The sequence below is a fragment of the Acinetobacter sp. UBA3106 genome, assembly GCA_002365595.1.
Classification (GTDB): Bacteria; Pseudomonadota; Gammaproteobacteria; order Pseudomonadales; family Moraxellaceae; genus Acinetobacter.
Map to the genome: position 1 here is coordinate 71,680 of DFAM01000001.1, position 24,323 is coordinate 96,002.

19 protein-coding genes and 1 pseudogene are annotated in these 24,323 nt (G+C 40.4%); 3 read left to right on the forward strand and 17 right to left on the reverse strand.

The window, feature by feature from the left end:
- From B4C48_RS00400 to B4C48_RS00425, 6 genes and pseudogenes are all read right to left on the reverse strand, one after another.
- Positions 1-899, reverse strand: a pseudogene (locus B4C48_RS00400) (OmpA family protein); the annotation flags it as partial.
- A 151-nt stretch (positions 900-1,050) separates the two neighbouring features.
- Positions 1,051-1,953, reverse strand: a complete 903-nt coding sequence (locus B4C48_RS00405; protein ID WP_291352318.1) for a lysozyme inhibitor LprI family protein — start codon at positions 1,951-1,953, stop codon at positions 1,051-1,053.
- 47 nt (positions 1,954-2,000) lie between these two features.
- Positions 2,001-2,747: a hypothetical protein gene (locus tag B4C48_RS00410; RefSeq protein ID WP_291352320.1), complete on the reverse strand. Its 747-nt coding sequence runs from the start codon at positions 2,745-2,747 to the stop codon at positions 2,001-2,003.
- 119 nt (positions 2,748-2,866) lie between these two features.
- Positions 2,867-4,102, reverse strand: a complete 1,236-nt coding sequence (locus B4C48_RS00415) for a dihydroorotase (RefSeq protein WP_291352322.1) — start codon at positions 4,100-4,102, stop codon at positions 2,867-2,869.
- A gap of 10 nt (positions 4,103-4,112) precedes the next feature.
- Complete coding sequence (locus tag B4C48_RS00420) at positions 4,113-5,129, reverse strand: aspartate carbamoyltransferase catalytic subunit (RefSeq protein WP_291352324.1); 1,017 nt, start codon at positions 5,127-5,129, stop codon at positions 4,113-4,115.
- A gap of 283 nt (positions 5,130-5,412) precedes the next feature.
- Complete coding sequence (locus tag B4C48_RS00425; protein WP_409449755.1) at positions 5,413-5,751, reverse strand: hypothetical protein; 339 nt, start codon at positions 5,749-5,751, stop codon at positions 5,413-5,415.
- A gap of 311 nt (positions 5,752-6,062) precedes the next feature.
- Between B4C48_RS00425 and rlmKL the strand changes: the two genes are divergently transcribed.
- A complete protein-coding gene (rlmKL, locus tag B4C48_RS00430; RefSeq protein ID WP_291352328.1) occupies positions 6,063-8,267 on the forward strand; it encodes a bifunctional 23S rRNA (guanine(2069)-N(7))-methyltransferase RlmK/23S rRNA (guanine(2445)-N(2))-methyltransferase RlmL in 2,205 nt (734 codons plus the stop codon).
- Between the two features lie 216 nt (positions 8,268-8,483).
- Here the strand turns inward: rlmKL and B4C48_RS00435 are convergent, their stop codons facing one another.
- From B4C48_RS00435 to B4C48_RS00460, 6 genes are all read right to left on the reverse strand, one after another.
- On the reverse strand, positions 8,484-9,761 hold the full coding sequence (locus B4C48_RS00435; protein WP_291352330.1) for a DUF945 family protein: 1,278 nt from the start codon (positions 9,759-9,761) through the stop codon (positions 8,484-8,486).
- Positions 9,762-9,901: 140 nt separating this feature from the next.
- Positions 9,902-11,071 (reverse strand): GNAT family N-acetyltransferase, encoded by a 1,170-nt coding sequence (locus tag B4C48_RS00440; RefSeq protein ID WP_291352332.1) that lies wholly within the window; start codon positions 11,069-11,071, stop codon positions 9,902-9,904.
- A 10-nt stretch (positions 11,072-11,081) separates the two neighbouring features.
- Positions 11,082-12,626, reverse strand: a complete 1,545-nt coding sequence (locus B4C48_RS00445) for a GH3 family domain-containing protein (RefSeq protein ID WP_291352334.1) — start codon at positions 12,624-12,626, stop codon at positions 11,082-11,084.
- A 2-nt stretch (positions 12,627-12,628) separates the two neighbouring features.
- A complete protein-coding gene (locus B4C48_RS00450) occupies positions 12,629-13,459 on the reverse strand; it encodes a hypothetical protein (RefSeq protein ID WP_291352336.1) in 831 nt (276 codons plus the stop codon).
- Positions 13,460-13,687: 228 nt separating this feature from the next.
- Positions 13,688-16,270: an ATP-dependent chaperone ClpB gene (gene clpB, locus B4C48_RS00455; protein WP_291352338.1), complete on the reverse strand. Its 2,583-nt coding sequence runs from the start codon at positions 16,268-16,270 to the stop codon at positions 13,688-13,690.
- 461 nt (positions 16,271-16,731) lie between these two features.
- On the reverse strand, positions 16,732-17,154 hold the full coding sequence (locus B4C48_RS00460) for an OsmC family protein (RefSeq protein WP_291352340.1): 423 nt from the start codon (positions 17,152-17,154) through the stop codon (positions 16,732-16,734).
- Between the two features lie 147 nt (positions 17,155-17,301).
- Between B4C48_RS00460 and crp the strand changes: the two genes are divergently transcribed.
- Both crp and B4C48_RS00470 read left to right on the forward strand, forming a co-directional pair.
- Positions 17,302-18,009 carry a cAMP-activated global transcriptional regulator CRP gene (gene crp / locus B4C48_RS00465; RefSeq protein ID WP_291352342.1) on the forward strand — a complete coding sequence of 236 codons (708 nt, stop codon included), beginning with the start codon at positions 17,302-17,304 and terminating at the stop codon, positions 18,007-18,009.
- Between the two features lie 187 nt (positions 18,010-18,196).
- A complete protein-coding gene (locus B4C48_RS00470) occupies positions 18,197-19,246 on the forward strand; it encodes an NADP(H)-dependent aldo-keto reductase (protein WP_291352344.1) in 1,050 nt (349 codons plus the stop codon).
- A 126-nt stretch (positions 19,247-19,372) separates the two neighbouring features.
- Here the strand turns inward: B4C48_RS00470 and B4C48_RS00475 are convergent, their stop codons facing one another.
- The 5 genes from B4C48_RS00475 to B4C48_RS00495 form a co-directional block, all read right to left on the reverse strand.
- Positions 19,373-20,149 (reverse strand): M48 family metallopeptidase, encoded by a 777-nt coding sequence (locus tag B4C48_RS00475; protein WP_291352346.1) that lies wholly within the window; start codon positions 20,147-20,149, stop codon positions 19,373-19,375.
- 113 nt (positions 20,150-20,262) lie between these two features.
- Positions 20,263-20,571, reverse strand: coding sequence for a hypothetical protein (locus B4C48_RS00480; RefSeq protein WP_291352460.1), 309 nt, complete (start codon positions 20,569-20,571; stop codon positions 20,263-20,265).
- A 182-nt stretch (positions 20,572-20,753) separates the two neighbouring features.
- On the reverse strand, positions 20,754-22,073 hold the full coding sequence (locus tag B4C48_RS00485) for an adenylosuccinate synthase (protein ID WP_291352348.1): 1,320 nt from the start codon (positions 22,071-22,073) through the stop codon (positions 20,754-20,756).
- A gap of 70 nt (positions 22,074-22,143) precedes the next feature.
- Positions 22,144-23,310: an ATP phosphoribosyltransferase regulatory subunit gene (locus B4C48_RS00490; protein ID WP_291352350.1), complete on the reverse strand. Its 1,167-nt coding sequence runs from the start codon at positions 23,308-23,310 to the stop codon at positions 22,144-22,146.
- A 282-nt stretch (positions 23,311-23,592) separates the two neighbouring features.
- The gene (locus tag B4C48_RS00495; RefSeq protein WP_291352352.1) at positions 23,593-24,048 is read right to left on the reverse strand and encodes an Lrp/AsnC family transcriptional regulator; all 456 of its coding nucleotides are present in this window, start codon (positions 24,046-24,048) and stop codon (positions 23,593-23,595) included.
- Between the last annotated feature and the right edge of the window lie 275 nt (positions 24,049-24,323).

Here is a 24,323-nt window from a genome sequence, read left to right on the forward strand (position 1 = left end):
GTGACAATAGAAAGCTGATCGCCCATCCAGGTTAATGAAGCATTGGGTACACCTTTGACCAGTTTTAATACACTTGGAATGGCATCCTGATCGATAAATTCTGAATGGTAGCGGGTATTGTTTTCCACGCCACAACCTATGTTGTGATTAAAAATTTGTTTAATTTGTTGCTGCAGAATATCGATGTAACTTGCATTGCCGGAATATAATTGACACGTTATTAAATCGCCTGTTGAACCTGTACTTAACTGCAATTTAGCGGGTTCACTACTTGCGTTTTCAGCCGGTATACCGCTTGCCGGAGCAGTATCTTGCTTATCGGAACATGATTTAAAAATTAAAGCTAACAATGCGGCTAAAACAATGAACGCAATCAAAGGCAGTAAAAAGCCTGATTTCTTTTTTTCCTCAGTGACCCGATAGGGATCAACCGGTGGCGCTTGATGTAAACTTTGTTCTGCTGCCGTACTGACACCTAAAGCGCTTAACAATACTGGCGCCCAATGTGGCAAAGCATTCAATACTGCAGGCCAATGGCTTTCAATCAAATGGACAATCGCGCTGGGTTCGGAAGATCCAGCCTCCGCTTCCAATATTCCTAAAGTTGGGGCTATAGAACGATTTAAGGTCAACTCGATTGTTTCAGGCGGTACCGTACCGGAAACCTGTTGCAGAAACTCCTGCTTTAAAGTCGGGTTGACGTTAAAGATATCTCCCAATCTGGGATTTAATTGACTCTGTAAATTTGCAATAAGGTCGGGTTTAGATCTGAAGATGGATAATAAAATGGGCAGAAAACTGCTTAATGCCTGACTCTTCTCACTCAGATAGGTGGTTTCTCCTTCAAGAACTGTTGGAGTGACCTTCTGCTTTAATAATTCAATCAGATTAAGATTCATTGCTTATTCCTCTTATTCTCTTTTTATTAAGTATTTTTTTAGTCTATCTGTTCATTTTTCACGCAATGTAAATAATTGTATTATTTGAATACTAATATTTTTTAATCACAAAAAAAGCCAGCAAAAGCTGACTTTTTATTATTAAAAAAAATTATTCTTCCAAATAATAGATTTTTTGACGCAACTCTGTAGTTCGCTGGGCTGTCATATTTGTTTCACAATTTATCCGATAGATTTCAGGATTATCAGCGTTTGAACTATCTAGTTTACATTCTAACTCACGTTTTTTTAGCCAAATTCTTTGTTCATCTAAAAGCTGAGCACGCACTTCCTTAGTTGTTGCATTCCACACAAGATTTAAATTTTCATTGGCTTTATCTAAATTTGTTTTTGCTTCTGAAACTAATACCGATTGGTACTCCTGTGCTGAAGCCTCCTCTTCTGCAACACGTTTCATTTCTTCCTGTTTCGCAACTTCAACAGCATTTAAACGTGCATTTTTAATCAAAGAGTCAACTGCGATATCTCTTACAAAATAAGCTAGAACATCTGGATTTTCTAAAGTTACATATACCTTTTTACCATCGTCTGTAGGCTGAACTAAATACTCAATTTCTCTTTTCAATTGATTAGCTTCAAAAGACAAATCTGATAAAACTGCAGCTTGCGCAGTATTATTTTCATCATAAACTGCACGAGCTGCATCGGCATCTTTAATCATCTGAGCCGGAACTTTTACCACAAATTCCGTTACGCAATACTGCTTATTACTATTCGGATCCGAATTATTGGTACGAACATCATTGACATTAAAGGTAATTTGCTGAAGTGTACTACGTAATTTCCCCATATCAATTGTAACGTTTTCAGTATCAATTAATTCTTTCACACGTTCTGCAGAAACATCACTGACCGTCTTACTAAAACTTTCAACAACTAACTGTTTTGCAGTTTCATTATCACATTTTACTGCGCTACCTGTGATTGATTGTATTTTGTTACAACCTGAAACCAGTAATGCACAACTCATCAATGCCAATAATCTAAAATTCATAATCAACCTATTTTTCAATTCATCTTTATTTTCAGTAATACGAATGATTAATAATTTTCGTAAGCACTTTCATCAGGTACTACTTGAGCAGCTTGCGCTGCCTCAGCGGCTTCTGTTGCTGCATCTGCAGCCTCTACAACCTCATCGCTTGCTGAATAAGCAATATTCTCAGCATTATTTCTTTGCACAGCTGATTTACTCGCTTCCAGATTTCTTATTTGATTTTTTTCAATTTGTGGTTTTAAAAAAGCATAAGTTAAAGTTTCTGAAAGCAATGTTTGTATATTCGCTGTATTTTTAAGTAGAGCTAAAACTTTATCACCTTTATCTGTTGGCTGTAGAACATACTCAAGTGTTAAATGCACCTTATTATTTTCATAATCTACATCTAAATTATTTGCATGCTGCTCTACACTTACAGCATTCACTTTAGCTCTTGCCTCATCAGATTTTTTCACCAAATCAGATGGAATAGCTACGTTTAAATCTACTGAGCATGATGTTTTTGGACTATTTGGATCAATAAAATCTGTTCGACTATCTGCCAAAGAAAATTGGATATTTTTTGCTGAAAGCTTTAACTTGGTCGGATCTAAATCTTTAATCGCACCATTTTTAATTAATGTTTTAAGTTCATGCTCTAAAGATCTGCTCAAATCATCTTGTAATACTTGTGTGACCAAAGAAATTGCAGACTCATCATCACATTTCACATGTTTAGAAAAGGGATTATTACACCCCGCTAAAGCTAATGTTGAAATAATTAAGAAAACAGCTTTATTGTTAAGTTTCATTAAAATACCCTCTTTTATTTACACAATTATAAACAAAATCATCAAAAAATAACAATTTGATCACAAAAAAAAGCCAGCCGAAGCTGACTTTTCAAATTTTTTAAAATACGTTAAATCAATTAAACCGCAAAGGTGTGTAACACTTTACCCACGACTTTTTGGTTAATTAGTGGCGTATTTTTACCTTGAGACACAATGCTCTCTTTGCTGATGGTCCATTCAAGCTCAGGATCAAGCAAAACCCAGCCTGCTTCTTGAGTCCAGCGCTCTAATATGTTTGCCACTTTTGCCGGAGCAACCGTTACTTTTTCCACCCACTCTAAAGGTTCAAAAAAGCCTTCATGAATGAGCTGAAGACCAAACGGGACAAAAGTATCGAATGCGGTAAAACCGGGCTGAGTTTCAGCAAATGGCGCCATTTTCGCAGAGCTGCTCAGCGGTTCATGATGGGTAGAAATTGCATCAATGACGCCATCTTTTAAGCCTTGACGCAGCAACGCTTTGTCCTGTTCCGAACGTAAAGGCGGACGCACATGGGCAAGTGAATTGAAACCATCAATCAGCTGGTCTGTCAGATGCAACTGATGCATGGCCACATCACAGGTCACCGGCAAGCCTTTGGCTTTGGCATTTTTAATCAGTTCAACCGAAGCACCACACGACAACAAGCCAAAGTGGGCACGCACACCTGTTGCTTCAATCATCAGCAGGTATTTAGCAATCGCAACGGTTTCTGCCAAGGCAGGAATCATCGGCAAACCTTGACGTGACGCAATAAAGCCTTCATGCACACAGCCATCTTTGGCAATTTGTGGTTCTTCCGCATAGAACACCACCGTCATATTTAGACCCGCAGCATATTCTAAAGTACGAATTACCACATCATCATCAGCGAACGGTGCATTGGCATTGGATACCGCGGTACAGCCACCTTTTTTCAGGCCAGCCATATTGGCAGGTTGATGGCCTTTCAAGCCTTGGGTTTGCGCACCAATCACTTCCAGGTAAATGCCGCCATCCAGCATGGCTTTTTCAACCAGGCCGTGAATGAGTGCGCCATTGTCTTGCACAATCGGTTTAGAGTCCGGTGGAGTAAACACATGCAGAATCCCGTTAGCACGTGCAGCCTTCCCTTCAGACTTCAATGTCCCATGCTGCTGCTGACCCGGTTCACGTAAACGTGCACACAGATCCACCATGGTCGGCATCAGCCATTTGCCTTGACCATCAATGGTTTCAGTCACATTATTTGATTCAGCAACCAATTTGCCATTTTCAAGATAAACCGTTTCTACGCTGTCGGTTTTGTTGATGGGGTCCAAGACACGTACATTTTCAATTTTTACAATACTCATGACTTTTCTCTTATCCCGCAATCGCTTCTAACAAACCTTTTTCCTGTAACTGACCTTGCATTGCCAAAGCCAGTACCGCCATACGTACCGCAATACCATTGGTCACCTGATTTAAAATCACCGACTGAGTACCATCGGCAATACTGGAATCAATTTCCACACCACGGTTCATCGGTCCCGGGTGCATCACGATGCAATCCGGTTTCGCCATAGCCAGACGTTCTTTGTTCAGGCCGTACATTTTGTAGAATTCGGCTTGTGAAGATAATGCAGGTGAATCAATACGTTCGTTTTGAATACGTAAAGTAATAATCACGTCGCAATTTTTAATGCCATCTTCCATATTATTAAACAGACGAACATCTTCACCATATTCAGCGAAACCATAAGGCAGCAAGGTATTCGGTGCAATCACACGGATATCTTTACAACCTAAAGTCTGTAAAGCGGCAACATCTGAACGCGCCACACGTGAATGTTTAATATCACCGATAATGGCAATGCTGATATCTTCAAAATTCTTTTTGGTTTCACGGCGAATGGTCAGCATGTCCAGCATCGCTTGTGTCGGATGTGCATGACGGCCATCCCCGGCATTAATAATCGCGACATTCGGGCAGACATCTTTGGCAATAAAATGCGGCGCACCTGAAGATGAATGACGGACCACGAAAATGTCCGTTGCCATGGCTTCTAAGTTCCACAGCGTGTCACGCAGGGTTTCACCTTTAGAAGTACTTGAACGGGCAATATCAATGTTAAGCACATTGGCGGAAAGACGCTTTGCAGCTGCCTCAAAAGTGGTGCGGGTACGGGTAGAGTTTTCAAAAAACAGGTTCATGACCGTACGACCTTCAAGCAGGTTGTTGGTAATCAGCTGATTTTGGTCATTAAAAAAGGACTGTGCAGTGTCCAATATTTTTGTGAGGGTTTCTTTGGAAAGACCATCGATGGTGAGGAAGTGTTTTAAGTTACCATCTCGGTTGAGTTGAATCTGGCTCGGAGTATGCAATGCCGCCAAGTGCATAAGAGATTCCTTATACGTTAAGTCAACGTATTATACAGATATTCCCCATTTGTGGCAGTTGAAGTTTTCAACAATTATGCAAAAATCAGGTCGATAATTAAAATCAATATTGAAATTGCTATCCAATATTTCAATGAGATAATTTAAACCAAATTCATAAATACAGCACAAAACCGGTTATAAATACCCCTATCTTAAATTAATTTTTAACAACATGATGATTCAACAATTCAACTGCAAAGGGCGACTCTAAATCAGTGAATTCATTTAGAGCCGAAGTTAATTAGCGTAAAGCGCCAATATAATGATGTGAAACTTGGGCACGATAAATATCATCTTCAGTCGGTTCGACCACAAGCAGTTCTGCATTTTCTTCTATTGGGTTTTCTAAGGCAGGTTCGTCAAGTGAAGATAAATTCAACACCGTTTTTAAACGACTAATTAGGCGCAACAGTTCAGGGTCTTGAGTTTCTTGTGCCAGTTCCACAATATGCTGTGCATATTCAATATTTTTAGCCAGATATATGGCGTCAATTACACGACCGGAAACTCGGCGAAGACGTGCATAGATTAAAGTTGCAATCGAAAAAACTTCCCCATGGCTCAAAATCTTGTTCATCATTCCCCCTAACATTAATTACTATCAATTTCTAAAAAATAAAAAGTGTAATTACACTCAGTTTGAGCACCGATAAAACAGGATGCTATTCAGGATTTAGCAAAATATGTACCAATAACGTGAAAGATAAAGATTAAATTTTTCTTGATCCTTGATAAAACTCAACGATATAGCGCAAATCATCCCGCTTTACCTGCCTCTTGAAACCTGAGCTTGAGCCAACAATTTCTCTAAGAACTTCGCAAGATCATCCGCCCAAAACGAAGAAAATACGTTAAAATAGCCGATTGCTTTATTTGTCTTTGGAAATTTACATGAATTCGAAACCGCGTCTTTCTACATATTGGGTCACCTGTGCAGATGGACTTGAAACCTTACTCCGCGAGGAAATTGAAGGTTTAGGTGTTCAAAATATTGAACAGTTACCGGGTCGTTTGATTTTCAAAGGCACATTGGCAGATGCATACCGTATTTGCATGTGGTCACGTTTGGCTTCACGTGTGTTAACCCCTATTCATGTGCATGAACTCGAATATACCCATGATGCACGTGATGTGGCCGAAGAGCTCTATGAGGGTGCAATCAACTTTGACTGGTCGCTTATTTTTGCACCACAAAGTACATTTGCTATCCGTTTACATGTAGAACGTGAAATTAAGGTCAATACGCAATTCGCCACCTTACGGGTAAAAGACGGTGTGGTGGATTCCTTTATGGAAGCCGTGGGCAAACGACCAAGTATCGATATCAAACAGCCTGAAATTACCCTGTATGTATTGGCAGGCAAAACTGCACATACTTATTGCCTGGATTTATCTGGCGATTCTTTACATAAACGTGGTTACCGTCATTACATGACTGACGCGCCGATAAAAGAAAACCTTGCCGCAGCCATTCTGCAAAAAGCCCAATTAAAAAAACGCAATCCTGACATTATTTTAGATCCAATGTGTGGTTCAGGGACCTTTATCATTGAATCTTTGATGATGCTGACTGACCGTGCTCCGGGCCTGGTACGTCGTTTCGGCTTTAACGGCTGGAACGGACACGACCATGACCTGTGGATGTCAATTAAAGCTGAAGCCGCAGAACGCCACCAAGCAGCATTAGAACAACCTTTACCGCAGTTCTATGCCTATGATGCAGACTGGGAAGCGGTGAAAGCCACCAAGCAAAACATTATTGCCGCCGGTTTTGAAAAGCTACTTGACCATATCAAGATTGAAGAGCGTACGCTGGCTGATTGGCCTGATTTCAAGGCTGAAGGTAAAACTTCATTTATTGTCACCAACCCGCCTTATGGTGAGCGTTTAGGTGATAAAGCCTCTAACCGTGCCTTATATTTAGGTTTATCTGCTCTTTTACAAAAGAACTTCCCGAATCAGTATGCCGCAGTGATTGCAGCACAAGTTGAACAGGCGGACGTGCTGGCATTTAATGAACCGCAAATTCTGCGTTTGATGAATGGTAAACTGCCTATTTATGTGCGTTTCGGTATTATTAAACCGGCTGCTGTATCAGAACCATTTTTAGCGCATTGGCAACCCCAGCAGTTCGAGCCGATTGAAGGCGCGCAGGACTTCACTAACCGTTTGCAAAAAAATATGCAAAACCTGAAAAAATGGGCAGTGAAAGAAAATATTTTCTGTTTGCGTTTATATGATGCCGACTTGCCTGACTTTAATGTGGCAGTCGATTTATATGGTGATCGCTTGCATGTTCAAGAGTATGCACCGCCAAAAATTATCGATCCTGAAAAAGCCAAAAAACGCTTTAACCTTGCCTTGCAAGCCATCCGTTCGGTAACTGGTTTAGGCCGTGATGCGATCTTCATTAAAACACGTGCGCGTCAGGAAGGTAAAAACCAGTACACCAAACAAAGTACGGCATCTAAGCGCTTTATCGTACAGGAAGGCAAAGCCAAGATTTTAGTCAACCTGACGGATTATCTGGATACCGGCCTGTTCCTTGACCATCGTCAAATGCGTTTGCGCATTGCTGCAGAAGCCAAAGGAAAGCACTTCCTTAACCTGTATAGTTATACCTCTACAGCCAGCTTACATGCTGCTTTAGGTGGCGCTGCAAGTACCACCAGTGTCGATTTATCCAATACCTACCTGAACTGGTCTAAAGAAAATTTCGTCTTGAATGGTTTAACAGTAGATCATGCCGATGAGCAACATCAGTTCTTTGCCAGTGACTGTTTTGAATGGCTCAAAGAAGGTCATGAACAATATGACCTGATCTTTATCGATCCACCAACTTTCTCGAATTCGAAAAAGTTTCATGGTACCTTCGATGTGCAACGTGACCATCTATCATTACTCAAACGTGCAATGAACCGCTTAACCACAGAAGGAACTTTGTACTTCTCCAACAACTATCGTGGTTTTGAAATGGATGAAGAAATTTTAGCGTTCTTTGATGTTCAAGAAATTACCAATGAAACCATTGGCTTGGACTTCAAACGTAATACTAAAATTCACCGTGCCTGGAAAATCCAACATTCACAAAATTAATCGGCCATAAACCTCGAAGATGAAACGCGATTTAGCGTTTCATCTCGATGCTAATGCCCTCATAATAATTCATTGTTAAATTGTCTGATTGATTAACTGTATCAAACGAATGACCGAATGAAATCACCCTGTCATTTATTTAAACGTCACTGATTAGCCACTTTCTTCTGCAATTAAAAAGGCCGCACATCTGGCAGCCTTTTTTATCGGTTCATCTTAATTTAAAAACTTCTTTTCACCATATTTATATTCAATGCCAACCTTGAGGATATCCCCCTCCCGTTTAGCTTGTAGCGACTGCTGCATACCATTCAGCATTTGCTCAAGCTCTTGATCGGATAAGGTTTTACCGCCCTGTTGCAAATAATTCTTCATGATCGTTTTCATGATTTGTTTATCATATTCAATATTGGCCTGATATTCGACCAGACTGGGTGCCATTTTCACCAGGCTTTCAAAAGAGGATTGGTGTCCTGGCATAACCTTGCCTGTCAGACTCGCCTTGGCATATCCATCACCCACTTTGATTTGATTATTTTGCGACTCAAAACTAAATCCTTCGTTCACAATAGCCAGAAAACTGTTCACCAGATTTTGATTCAATTCTTCTTTGGTTCCGCATACTTCAGAATTTTTTTCCAATAAATCTAAGAAAGTCTGTATTTTCTGCTTATTCAGGGCTTTCAGGTTCATATTCATCTGGAAATCACGAAACGTTGGATTTTTATGCAGATTCATTTCGCCAATTTTAACCTCAGTATCAAAATCAACCTTATGCTGATCGAGCCCCGTATTCACAGTCAATACAAAGTCTTTTAATTCTCCACTGCCAAATTGTTCTACATTGCGATCAGTACGCCGGATTGAAGCAATATTTAATCGGGTTTTCCCCTTATCTAGAACAGCATTTAATCCCTGATTCGTTTCAAATTCCAAACCGCTCATCTGCATATGACCCAATTTATCATTCACTGTCATACTCGGAATCTGAAATTTAAGATTAAGCACATCCAGTTGATTCGCTTTAGATTTTGCATCTAATTTAAATGTCATCGAATCAATGCGGGTTTGTGTATCTGCCTCATTTTTTTCATAGACTGGTGTGGTCAAGGATGAATGAATTACGCCTAACCAGTCTATTTTGGTTTCAGCAGTTAAAGGCTGTTTCAATAGTCCTTGAAAGACCTTATTACCTTGCTTGAGATGAATTTGTGATTCAATGTGATAACCATTCCAGCTGCGTTTAATAGCATCAGTCCCGTTCAGGATTAAAACATCTTTGGGTTTACAGGGATCAAGAGTAAATTCAGCCACCCAGTCGGCAGAACCCTGCATAGGTCCCATATTAAAATTATGATATTGAATGGATAATAAGTTGGATTTTTGATTCTGTTGATAATACGAGTTTAAACTCTTATCTGCATATAAATTGCCACCTACGACCGCTGTTGCCAATACAGCAATACTTCCCATACCCCAGATTAGTTTTGACATCATATGTCTCGTTTTTTGTTTATTTTGTCGACGAGTATATGTTAAAAAATAAAATTAGTGTAACTTTTCACACAATTAGATACCCTTATCATATTGCATGTGAGGGAATACGGTTTTAGATTCAAATACTGCTGAGCTGGTTAAATCCGACCCGGCTCGAAATAACTGATTTTACTCCGATCAAAAGTCGTATATGGGTTGGCTTTAAAACTATGAAAATAATGTTTGGCTTGAATGATATGCGAGGTAGTATTGCCCATCCAGCTGATTCTTGGATCATTGTCGGCTAAAGTAATGCAATATGCCTGTTTCTTGCGTAATTTTGTTTGTTGCTTGGCATGATAAATCAGGCTGGAAAATACATCGAGTTGCTCAGGATGGCACAGCGCACTATGAATCATTAAATATTCAAAGGACTCGTTGACCTTAGGCAAAGATAAAACACCTCTCACTCCAGCATAAATATTGTAAAAAGGCTTCAATATTTTTAATGGCAATGAATACTTAACTACGCGAGTTTGTTTAAAGGATTTCTGATTCCACAAGCCATATAATCCCACCATCTTATGATTTTGGTCGTACATCAGATAAAAATCATGAATCTTCATCCCCAGCCAAAACGGATGATTGGATTCCGCCAATCCTGAAAAATCATAATCGGGTAAAAAATTATAATGCTCTTTCATGGAATTCACAAAAGCATTGACTTGGCTCACATGGCCCACATTCATTTGCTGAAAATAATACTGAGAAAATTGTTCCGGTTTAACTGCTTGCGAAACAGTAAAGGTACGAATATCGTCATAATGAAAAGGAATTGGAAAACCTTTACGTTCATTATGCAAAATTCCACATGCCACAGTATTGTCTTCTAGAACCACGCTTTCAAAAATAGTCGAACGCGGGATTTCGTCATAGACATAATCCATCAACAAGCGCATGACTTTATTACCGCGATGCTGAGGCAGCATGCGTAAATCCGCGACATAACGCTGTACTTCTGGTTTACCATTGATAAAACAATTGCGCCAACCCAAATTCATCATGGCAACAACTTGAGAATGATTATCTTCTGGCACGACCAACTTGATATCAGGATGATGATATTGCGCATGGCTAGCGTCCAGATAACTTGGATAACGCTCAAATGCCCAAGTCATGCCATTACTGGGCATGGTTTCCGCAATCAACTTCACCAGTTGCTCATCATCTGCTGCTGTAGCTGATCGCACCACAAAATTTGGCTCATTTGATGAACGATAAATTTCATTGTTATTGTCATTCAATACACGTAATACATTTAAGCTCATAAGGATTTACTCAAATTATTTTTGTTTTCATTTTTTTTAACGGTTCAGGCTTAATATTGCCTTCAATCATTCCGTTCTTCATGGCAAGGTTCTTGTAATAATCCCAGGCATTTTCTACATGTTTTACTTCAGGCTCGTCTAACTGTCCAAGGTTGCGTGCCAATTCATAATGAAAATTTTCTTTTAATAACTGATCTAAAGCAGCAGCACTGGGTTGTTTTTGGATATTTCCTTCACTCAGCATAATGTAATGCGGCTTTTTCCTATGGCAATGTTCAATACCCAAAATACTGATCGGTAGATAATCTTCCTGCTTAAACTCTGCCAAAACTTTGACCGCCACACTATGATCCAGTTTTTCACCGACCAGATCGACCGTCATTTTCCGTCCTAAAAAGCGGAAACATGGAATACTTTGATAAAAATCGACCACCTCCAATTCATCATCAATCACATAACGGATCAAACCAGAACCTGTAGTAATCACCGGACTGACGATGTCACCTACTTTAAGTTGCCAAGCCGGTACGACCTGTTCAGTATCTTGCAAAATAAATTCATAAAAATGTGATTGATAGCTCAATGGAAAACGATCTGCAAATGGAAGGGTGACCACACCTTCTGTTGCCCATAAACCTTTGCCTTCAAAAGCAACATTTGCCATCCGTTCTTGTAAATCTTTCGCCCAACGTTCAGCACTTGCAGTATCCCAACTGGAAATCAAAGTTAATTTCGTCCAGAGCTCTTTCCAAGCCAATGGATCCTGTAAATTGAGTCGCTGCAATTTATAACTTTGTTCGGATGATTTGGGTGCCGGCAAATAATTCAGGCCTTGACGTGACCATTGACCGGTTTTTAATACCGTGACAATTTCTTCCTGATATTGCTCAATAATATCCAGCAACTGTAATGCAAATGTCGGACTCCAGACTGAAATCATGCCTAAATTTTTATCTGCCACCAAAAATACAGCTGTGGCAAACATGGCATCATCGGCAGACTCTGCCAACGCAATATCCGTAGGCACGGATTGGGTGACTTTACTCAATATTCGCTTGGAAACATTGAGTAAAGCACTGTCATCATTAAGATTACTATTTTCTAAAAGTTTGCGCTGGCTTTCAGGTAACCAAGATACCGACCAATAATGAGTTGAATTTTTTAATTGTGGATGCTGGCGATATAAATTGCTTAACCACAGTCCAATCGCCTCATCCAGCTCGTTCAGGAAAGATTGTGTATAAGGAATAAATTTCAGTGCTTCACTTGAACCACTGGTCGGCTGAAAACGTACAATTTTCTCTGCACCTAAACAGTTTTTTCCGCTTTGCCGAGACTGTTCAATTTTCTCTTTCCAGTCCGCATATCGTGTCAAAGGATAGTGTTCTGTAAAGCTCTCATAACTCAGACTTTTTGATGTATGTTGTTTTAAAAACTGATCCAATTTTTGACGTTGCACCATTTCCAAGTCATTCGCTTGCTGCCGATAACGCTTGAAGGCTTTTCGACAGGCGAATTCCAATACTTGATGTGAAGCGGAAAGCAATAAACCCATCGTTAAGCCACCTTAGAATCTGAGTCCGAGGCAATATGCAGAGGGCGGGTTTTATAACGATTTTTACTCTCGTATTTGCTTTCACTGGTACTTTTACTCAGGAAACGATGCACGTAACGGTATAAATCGCTCCAGCGCAATTCACCAATGCAAGGTAATTCAGTTCCCTCTACCCAGGTTGGATTCTTGTCTTCAAAAAATGCAATCTTGAAATTTTTTTCACGTACATCTTTCGTAATGGGTGCTACATCTGCTTTTAAAGGCTGATAGTCATCACCAAAATTCAGTAATCCTGTAGATTTCTCGTAATATTCAGAAAAATATTGATGGCAATAAGACTCTACAAAGTCTTTTAAATGAGGATTTTTTTCATCATAGTGCGGATAATAACTATAAAAATTATTAGCCAACAGTAAGTAAGTTTTGAATCCTTTAGAAATCAAGATCCAGTAAATAGGTTTTAATGGATAACGTATTTTAAAGGTTACGATATAACGAAACATGGCACGGGTTAACGCCCTGTTGCCCCAATATTCTTTTTCAATGATGGTGTCACCACTAAAAAAGGCATGGTGGGCTTTACCATCCACCACAAAATCGCGTTCCATCACGGTAGAAAAACCAACGATTTGTTTGGTTTTAGGCTCCATAATAAGGAAAACACCCGTTTTTTCTAGAAAGTCACGTTCAAAAATTTCATAACGTGTATTGGCATAATATTTTTGATAAATATCATACATACGCTTGAGTTCTTGAATTGTGACTTGGCTGCATTTTTTATATGCACTATAGGGCTCATTTTTGAGCAGACGAATCAGCTTAAATTCGATCATAATTACTATTCCATGTAACCTTCTCTTACGAAGGCAATATTGTTTTTGTTTTAACCGCTTTTTTATACAAGTGTATTTATATAAAGCGAGGCTATTTTATGACCTATAAAGTTGAGAAATCAAATAAAGTCAGACGAATTTCACAAAAATACGATAAACGTGAATAAGAAAAAACCCAGCCGAAGCCAGGTTTTATCTGTTTTTTTATCTTTCAGTACAATCAAGTAATTAACTTAATTTCATTTTTTCAAACTCAAGATGACCATTTTCTCCTTTGACGGAAATAGTATCTCCTGGCAGAAAATCACCACTCAGGATTTTTTGAGCCAATGTATTTTCCACTTGTTGCTGGATAGCACGCTTCAATGGACGAGCACCATATACCGGGTCAAAACCCGCCTCAATCAATTGATCGAATGCACTGTCATCCACTGAAAGGCGCATATCTTTTTCGCTTAATCGTGCGCGTAAACGGTCCAGCTGAATATCAGCAATACCACGAATCTGGGCTTTTTTCAGTGAATGGAACACCACCAGCTCATCAATACGGTTAATAAACTCTGGACGGAAATGTTGCGATACCGCACTCATGACCACTGCCCGAACTTCATCATCAGTTGCGTGCTCGCCCAGTTCACGTACATCCTGTGAACCTAGATTTGAGGTCAAGACAATGACCGTATTTTTAAAATCAACCACACGGCCCTGCGAGTCTGTCAATCGGCCATCATCCAGCACTTGCAGTAAGATGTTAAATACATCTGGATGCGCTTTCTCAACCTCATCAAACAATACCACGCTATAAGGCTTACGACGCACGGCTTCAGTTAAGATCCCGCCCTCTTCATAGCCGACATATCCTGGAGGCGCACCGACCAAACGGCTGACTGAATGTTTTTCCATGAACTCACTCATGTCAATACGTACCATGGCATCATCACTGTCAAACAGGAAGTTTGCCAAAGCCTTGGTCAGTTCAGTTTTACCTACCCCGGTCGGACCGAGGAACAGGAATGAGCCACTTGGACGGTTTGGATCGGACAATCCTGCACGAGAACGACGCACTGCATTCGATACCGCCACTACAGCTTCATCCTGCCCGACCACACGGTTATGAAGGAATTCTTCCATATGCAGCAATTTTTCGCGCTCACCTTGCAGCATTTTTGCGACTGGAATACCCGTTGCAGCACTCACCACTTCAGCAATTTCATTTTCAGTGACTTTGGTACGAATCAGTTTTGGCTCTTCATTGTTTTCTTCAGCCACTTCTTCAGCATCAAGACGTTTTTGCAACTCTGGAATGACGCCATATTGCAAACGGCTAGCTTCTGCCAGATCACCTTCGCGCTGGGCCTTTTCGAATGCGGTACGTGCCTTGTCCAATTCCACTTGCGCCTGGCTTGTACCTTCAACTAGTCTTTTCTCGGCAATCCACTGTTCTTCCAGATCGCTATATTCACGCTGAACTTCTTCGATCTGTTTTTCCAGATGGCTGACTTCAGCTTTGCTGACCGAATCTGCATCCTGTTTCACCGCTTCCAGCTGCATTTTCAGTTGAATCAAACGGCGGTCTAAACGGTCAAGTGGCTCAGGTTTTGAGTCAATTTCCATTTTGATGCGTGAAGCTGCTTCATCAATCAGGTCAATTGCCTTATCTGGCAACTGACGGTCAGTAATGTAGCGATGTGACATTTTCGCAGCCGCGATAATAGCTGAATCCAGAATTTGTACACCATGATGAGTTGCGTATTTTTCTTTCAAACCACGTAAAATCGCAATGGTATCTTCAACACTCGGTTCATCCACCAATACTTTCTGGAAACGGCGTTCCAGCGCTGCATCTTTTTCAATATATTGACGATATTCATCCAGTGTTGTTGCGCCGACACAGCGTAACTCACCACGTGCCAATGCAGGTTTTAACATATTGCCTGCATCCATTGCGCCGTCGCCCTTACCCGCGCCGACTAAAGTATGCAACTCATCAATGAATAGGATAATTTCCCCTTCATATTTGGCCAAATCTTTCAGCACCGCTTTTAGGCGTTCCTCAAACTCACCGCGATATTTTGCGCCTGCAAGCAATGAACCCAAGTCCAACGATAGAACGCGTTTTCCTTTAAGTCCTTCAGGAACTTCGCCATTGACAATACGCTGCGCTAGACCTTCAACAATTGCCGTTTTACCGACACCAGGTTCACCAATCAGCACCGGGTTGTTTTTGGTACGACGTGACAAGACTTGAATGGTACGACGAATTTCTTCATCACGCCCAATCACAGGATCCAGTTTGCCTGACATGGCACGTTCAGTTAAATCTATAGTGTATTTATTGAGTGAATCACGTTGATCTTCGTGGGTATTACTCATGACTTTTTCGCCACCTCGGATATTTTCGATTGCTTTGCGTAAACCGTCAGTGGTTACGCCTATATTATTCAATAAATTTTTGGTTGCGCCAGTTTCCGCTAAAGCAAGTAATACCCAGTCGGTGGATAGAAACTCATCCCCGGCTTTTTGTGCATAGCTGTCTGCCAGATTTAATGCGCGTACCGCTTCCGGATTCAGATTAATGTCGCCGGTTGGATTAGCGATAGTCGGTGCATCATTTAGTGCTTGCTGCAACTTGGTTTGAAGATTTCGTAGATTTGCCCCGGCTTGCTGTAACAAGCTGATATTGGCAGGCTCTTCTAATAGCACAGATAAAATATGAATACCTTCAATAGAAGTATTATCTTTACCCATGGCCAGAGATTGAGCATCTGATAAAGCTTGCTGCAAGCGGTTTGTAAATTTTTCAAAACGCATTCTTATTTTCCTCACAACAAATTTTGTACTTGGATAATAGATGGGAATGGTTTGATATTTTTCAATAAATTTCTTAAAAAATATTTTTAATTTTCAATAACTAAAGCAATCAATATAAAATATATATCTTGGTTATAATATGGGTATTTAAGTGCTTTTTTTCAAGGTGATTTTGCTGTGTTGTGTATCAAATCTTAGGAAAATGGATATTTTCTTATCAAATGCATAGAACCGATTTGAATAGGTTCAAGCATCAGCTTATTGTTTTAAATGGACCAACCCGATCAATGGGTTTAAAGATTTTTGAACGAACTTTAAAATTAAGTTTCTATAGAATTAATAGTCAGGTTATTCAATATTTTAAAAGGCCTAAATAAGAGTTAAGGCAATATATTTTATGCGGTTGTTTTAAGTATGAGTAAAAATGGCAACCCACAGATGAATTGCCATCTCAAGTTTTATTATTCAGCTTCAATAATTTCAAAATCGTGGGTAATTTCTACGCCACCATCAGATAGCATTTTGCTTGCAGAACAGTATTTTTCAGCTGAAAGTTCAACCGCTTTCGCAACCTGTTTTTTTTTGACTGCTTTACCCGTTACCACAAAGTGTAAATGGATTTTGGTGAATACCGCAGGAATGCTATCTGCACGTTCAGCTTTGAGCTGACATACCACATCGGTCACATCTTGGCGTGATTTCTTTAAAATAGTCACAATATCAAAGGAAGCACACCCACCAAGTCCCATTAATATCAACTCCATAGGACGTGGTCCACGGTTTTGACCCCCATAGGCCTCTGCCCCATCCATCACGATTTGGTGACCACTTTCCGATTTTGCTTCAAAAGCAACATTCTCTAGCCAATGAACGCTTGTTTGCATTGCAACTACCTGAAAAAAACTATAAATTTACGATGTACCTGTACACTAACATAAATTGAGTTGATAAGGAATTTCAGCTCTTCTGTGTGACAAGTTCACTTTAGGTCTTGTGCGATCTATTAATTATCCATATTCGGAACCGTTAGCATGACTTCAAACTTTTCACAACTTAGCACTGATGCACTGTCTCCAGGTCAACTCCCAGAGTCAGTAAAAGCATTATTAAAACGTGCTTATATAAACCGATATCCAAAACGCACTGCAATTGTAGATGCAGGCTCTGAATCAAAATCGCTTTATCTGATTTTAAAAGGTTCAGTATCCATTATTTTACGTGAAGATGATGAGCGTGAAATTGTAGTGGCGTATTTGAATGCTGGGGACTTTTTTGGGGAAATGGGTCTTTTTGAAGCAAATCCACAACGTACTGCAGAAGTTCGTACACGCGACGTTTGTGAAATTGCTGAAGTTACCTATGACAATTTTCATGAATTAAGCAAACAATATCCTGATCTGAGCTATGCCGTATTTGCCCAGCTTGTTCGTCGCTTAAAAAATACTACACGTAAAGTGACTGACCTGGCGTTTATCGATGTTTCTGGTCGTATTGCTCGTTGCCTGATTGACCTTTCATCTCAACCAGAAGCCATGATTTTACCAAATGGGCGTCAAATCCGTATTACCCGTCAAGAGATTGGCCGTATTGTGGGTTGTTCACGTGAAATGGTTGGCCGTGTCTTAAAAACGCTGGAAGAACAAGGCATGATCCAGACCGATGGTAAAGCCATCCTGATTTATGATGTTGCTGTTGAAGATGCCGATACATCTTTAGAAGACGAGGATGATGAAGAATAAGTTTTCTTCACTTCAATCTGAAAGCAAATCTTAAGATTTGCTTTTTTTTATGCCTGTATTTTCGACCCGCTCTTTTTAAATTTTTATGACAACTTTAAAACAATTGATGATTTAACGCTGATGCAAAAATCGGTTAGCCTTGTGAACTATTCACAATTTCTTGATAAAAATTAAAGGACCAAGCCTCATGCAACTTAAACCTTTAGCCAACACAGGCATTCTGCTCCCTGAAATCTGCTTAGGAACCATGACCTTTGGTGAGCAAAATACTCAGGCAGAGGCTTTTCAACAACTTGAATATGCTTTAGATCAAGGCTTATTTTTCTGGGATACTGCTGAAATGTATCCCGTACCGCCAAAACCGGAGACTCAAGGGGCCACAGAAACTATTTTGGGCAACTGGATTGCACAACGTGGACATCGTGACAAACTGTTTATTGCTTCAAAAATTGCCGGCCCTTCACAAGGCGGCAGCCACATCCGTGACGGGCAAACCCGCTTTACCGCAGCCGAGATTAGCTCGGCAATCGATGGTTCCTTAAAACGCCTGCAAAGCGATTATATCGATCTCTATCAACTGCATTGGCCGCAACGTCCGACCAATTTCTTTGGTAAACTCGGCTATGGCAATACTGAAGCTCAAAGTGAACAGCAAATCACCGCATTGGAAGAAACCTTAACTGCACTCAGTGATGAAATTAAGAAAGGTCGTATTCGTTATATTGGCTTATCTAATGAAACACCTTGGGGAACTTTAAAGTTTTTACATCTGGCTGAAAAACTAGGTCTGGAAAAATTTGTCAGTGTACAAAATCCGTATAGCCTGCTGAACCGGACTTATGAAATTGGAATGTCTGAAATTGCCCATTTTGAAAATGTCGGCTTACTCGCCTATTCGCCTCTAGCTTTTGGTTATTTGACCGGTAAATTCCGTCATGGTGCACGTCCTGCAAATGCACGTGTCACACTTTTCTCTCGTTTTAGCCGTTATAGCAATCCTGAAAGTGAATGGGCAACTGAACAATATGCTCAACTTGCAGAAAAACATGGTTTAACCCCCACTCAACTGGCTTTGGCATTTATCAAACAGCAGTTCTTTGTGACCAGTACCATTATTGGCGCGACCAATCTGGATCAGCTCAAGGAAAATATTCAGGCTTTTGACATTGATCTATCAGCAGAGGTTTTACAAGCTATTGAAGATATTCACCGTCAACAGCCGAATCCAGCACCATAGATATTTCTCAGTTACCTGTTAAGGTGAAGCACTGCTTCACCTGTCACAAATAATTTACAATTTTCAAAATCAAAAAAAATCATATAAAAAAGGATGCCTAAGCATCCTTTTTTAGTTAACAACTGATTAACGTTTGTTATAAATCGCTTGAGCAGCAGGCAAGTTTTTACGCATTGCTTCAATACGCTGGCCATTTGAAGGGTGAGTCGACAAGAATGATGCACCACCTGCACCTTCCAGTTTATTCATTTTTTCCCAAAGAGTAATGGCTGCTTGCGGGTTATAACCTGCACGCGCCATCAGCATTAAACCACCTTGGTCGGCACGACTTTCCAGACTACGTGAAAAAGGTAAACCTACCCCTACCTGGGCACCCAACTGCGCTGCAGCAGTACCCAACTGGCCCACATTACTTCCAGCAGCGCTTAGACCAATGTTTAAAGCCAAGTCAGTTAATGCTTGTTGACCAATTTTATTTTTAGAATGTTCCTCTAAAGCATGCACCATTTCATGCCCCATGACTGCCGCAATTTCAGCATCAGTCAGATTTAATTTATTCACGATACCGGTATAGAACACCACTTTACCACCCGGTGCTACATACGCATTAATCTGATCTGATTTTAGAACAGCCAGTTTCCAGTCAAATTTTTGACCTGTTTGGTTGATTTGATCGCCATAAGGTTTTAAACGCATAAATACAGAATTAATGCGTTTATAAGTCGTTGAAGATGTATCTAAAGTGTTATTTGCACTCGCTTCCTGAACGGTTTTGTTAAAGCCTTGTGCTGCCGTTACATTTAATGTGGATGAATCTGCCCCTGCCATTTCTGCTACAGTCGTACAGCCTGAGATAGTGATTACACTAGCCGCACACAAACTTAAAACGAGTTTGCTATTCATTATAATAATCTCCACCTTAAAAATAGATATCTCTTTTCAAGAGATTATATGGAATAGTGAATAATCTTGAAATTAATATTATCTCCATAATCATATCATTTATGTAAACAAGCTTATTTAAAGAATTGAAAACCAAGCCAATAAAGCAAACATAAAACATTCAGTCCCAAATACACCTGGCAAAGTGGTTTAATTTTTTGCTCTAGTTCTGCATTTTTACGCTTAAAAAATAGAAATGCGTTTTGAATAAGAATGATCGGAACTAAAATGCAGGCGATGATGACGCTTAATCCAATCAATGCCGCATTAATAATCGCTGGGTCTTGGGTTTGTGCCCGAATAATCAGCATGGCGATTGTAGGAGCGCCTCCCATTGCGAAGAGTAATGAATAAAACATCGTTGCTGATATATTTTTATGCATCATGCACAACCTTGTATTTCTTTTAAGTTTGACATTCTAGCAAGCAGAATTGAATTAAACAGCATGCTCGGATGCAACTTTAGTCTGGCAAAATTTGCTCTTGTTTATTTTTATATTGAAACATCCATATAAAAAAGCCCCGCATGAGCGAGGCTTTTAAAACGTCTTAATTCAAATGCAAATTAAGCATCGAAAGGATGACGTAAAATAATGGTTTCATCACGGTCTGGACCGGTTGAAATGATGTCAATCGGACATTCAATGAGCTGCTCAAGACGTTTAACGTAGTTAAGCGCAGCTTGTGGCAATTGCTCAATTGATTTAGCACCGAAAGTAGACTCAGACCAACCTGGCATAGTTTCATAGATTGGTTTTAAAGTTTCGAATGCAAGCGCATCAGAAGAGCCTACACAACCAGAATCCGCAGCTTCATAACCGACACAGATTTTAACTTCTTCCAAACCATCAAGAACGTCAAGTTTAGTCAAGCAAATACCAGAAAGTGAGTTTACTTCCACTGAACGGCGTAGGATTTCAGCATCGAACCAACCACAACGGCGTTGACGACCAGTAGAGGCGCCGAATTCAGAACCAACGGTACCCAAGTGCTTACCAATTGCATCACCAACATCGCTCGCAGCATCATAAACAAGTTCTGTAGGGAATGGACCAGCACCTACACGAGTTGTGTACGCTTTAGTAATACCCAGTACATAGTCAAGGTGTAATGGACCAAGACCTGAACCAGAGCTTACGCCACCAGCTGTTGTGTTTGAAGAAGTCACGTACGGGTATGTACCATGGTCAACATCAAGAAGTGAACCTTGCGCACCTTCAAACATGATGTTGTCACCGTTTTTACGGTATTTGTGAAGCTCACCAGTTACATCAATAACTAATGGAGCAACAACTTTACGCCATTCATCACAAAGTGCGATTACATCTTCTAATTTAACCGCTTCTACGCCGTAGAATTGAGTTAACTGGAAGTTATGGTACTCAAGAAGCTCTTCAAGTTGAGCTTTAAGATGATCGCCACCACGTACTAAGTCAGCAACACGGATTGCACGACGAGCAACTTTATCTTCATACGCAGGACCAATACCACGACCCGTGGTACCAATTTTTGCATTACCACGTTTTTTCTCACGCGCCTGATCAAGTGCGATGTGGTTTGGAAGAATGAGTGGACAGTTTGGAGAAATACGTAAACGCTCTTTAACTGGCACGCCTTCTTTTTCAAGAATATCCATCTCTTTGATGAGCGCTTCAGGTGAAAGAACCACACCGTTACCAATTAAGCACAGTACGTTTTCACGTAAAATACCAGATGGAATGAGGTGTAATACAGTTTTCTTACCACCAACCACGAGAGTGTGACCTGCGTTGTGTCCGCCTTGATAACGAACGACCGCTGCCGCTTGATCTGTGAGCAGGTCGACGATCTTACCTTTACCTTCGTCGCCCCATTGGGTACCAAGTACCACAACATTCTTGCCCATAATAGCCTCATTGCATCATGCTGTTAAAATAGAAAACAAAACTGAATGACATGAACATTCAGCTTTGCGATTAAATCGGTTCGACTGTCCACTCATTCGCTTTGTTCACCAACTGGTGAGTGGCAAACGGAATTGAGTTTAAATCATCATTACCTAATAACTGAATAACACTTAAGCCTTGTGCACGCACAGCAGCGATGGCATCAATTAATGCTTTATCTGTGCCTTTTGGTGCAACAACTTTTTGAACCTGTTGAAACTGACCTGCGCTAAGTGCATATAAGTCACAAGAGAAGCCTGTTGCAGGACGTGCACGACCAAAGTGCTCACCAATACCATCATAACGGCCACCTTGAGCCAGGGGCGCTGCGCGGTTTGGCGCATATACGGCATACATTAAACCAGTGTGGTAGTGATATGAACGAAGTTCTACAACATCAATACCAATATCCAAATCTGGCCAACGTGCCTGAATTTCAGAGCGGGTCGTTTTGACTGCATCAAATGCCTGTTTAAATGCCGGATCTGCAATAATTTCAGCACTCAAGTTGGCTTCTAAAGCATCTAAATCACTTGAATAACGACCGAGCGTGTAAAAATCTGCACCAAATTTTAATTCTTTTGTAAATTCAGCAAGTTCAGGCAAGGCCTTGCGTTGATAAAGATCTGAAAGCTGGCTTTCTTCCGCTTTGGTTAAACCGGCATGTTTAACCAGACTACGAAATAAACCGACATGACCTAAATCCAGATGGATGCCATCTTCAAAGCTTGCTGTTTTTAATAAGTTGAGCATCACGTCAATCATTTCGACGTCAGCATCAATACTGTCTGAACCAAAAAGTTCCGCACCCAGTTGCAGCGGTGCACGCGTGGTATTAAAACCTTGAGGTTTAGTATGTAAAACCGTACCAGCGTAGCAATAGCGCGCTATGCCTTCGACTGGATGTACATGCGCATCGATACGGGCCACTTGCGGTGTCATATCGGCACGCACACCAAGCAAACGGCCAGAGAGCTGGTCGATGACTTTAAAAGTGGCTAAGTCTAAATCTTGATTCGATTCTGAGAGAGAAGAAAGAGATTCGATGTATTCGATAAATGGCGTGTACACCAGCTGATAACCTCGAGATGCGAGGAAATCTAATGCTTCACGGCGCAAAGTTTCAATGACTTGCGCTTGTTCTGGTAATACATCAGCTACACCATCAGGTAATAACCATGTCTCTGAAATGGGCATGTTGTAAACCTAAATACTTGTCAGCGCGGAACTAATCCGCATAAAAAAATCGGGAGCACACCCGATTTCTCCTAGTCTAGCACGATCACTTTAGCTGTGCACATGACTTTTGCAGATTTGTTCTATTTTTACCCTCTAATTTATGCCGTTTGAAAGCCGAATAAGCTGAATCATTCCTAATTGATGAGCTGTCATACACATTTAAGTGCTATAGAGTCAGAAACACCTGCAACAAGTCATATCGCAAAAGGCAATTTACCGTTGATAGAAAGTAAAAATAAATCAGCTTAAAGGCAATTCAGTGGTTTGCTTGACGCTCTGTAAAGGAATTTCCGTTTTTACATTTTGAATGCCTGAAATTTTATTCAAGTGATTGATTTGAAATTTACGATACGCTTCCAGATCAGACACCACTATTCTTAGAAAAAAGTCGCAATCCCCTGCCATCAGCTGACATTCCACAATTTCCGGCATATGCATAATGGCATCGATAAACTGATTCACGGTTCGTTCATCTTGTCCTTTCAACCAGATACGGGCAAACACCGTTAAACCCAACTGCAGTTTTTGCGGATTCAGCAAGGCTACATATTTTTCAATAATGCCCTCATCTTCCAGCTGCTTTACCCGACGCAAACATGGAGATGGCGACAAACCTACCATTTGCGCCAACTCATTATTTTGTAATTTCCCATTGCGTTGCAGCGTCTGCAATATGCGCTTATCTATCTGATCCATAACCTTTTTAAAGTATTTAATGCCAATTTTCCTTCGTAATTCGCAATTTTATATTAAATTCAAATCATTCAAAGCCAAAATTAATCACAAATTCCAGCATAAGCTTTTTAAAATATGCCTTTCCCGTCTTAACCCCCTTGGACAGCAGTCATGTTGATGTTTAAAAGTTCCGTACCCAATTTAACCACCTCTCAGGAGGTTGTTGAATTTAAACGCGGAGTCAAAACATCAGTTCCGCTGTTACTCGGCATTATTCCTTTTGCCTTGGTGCTAGG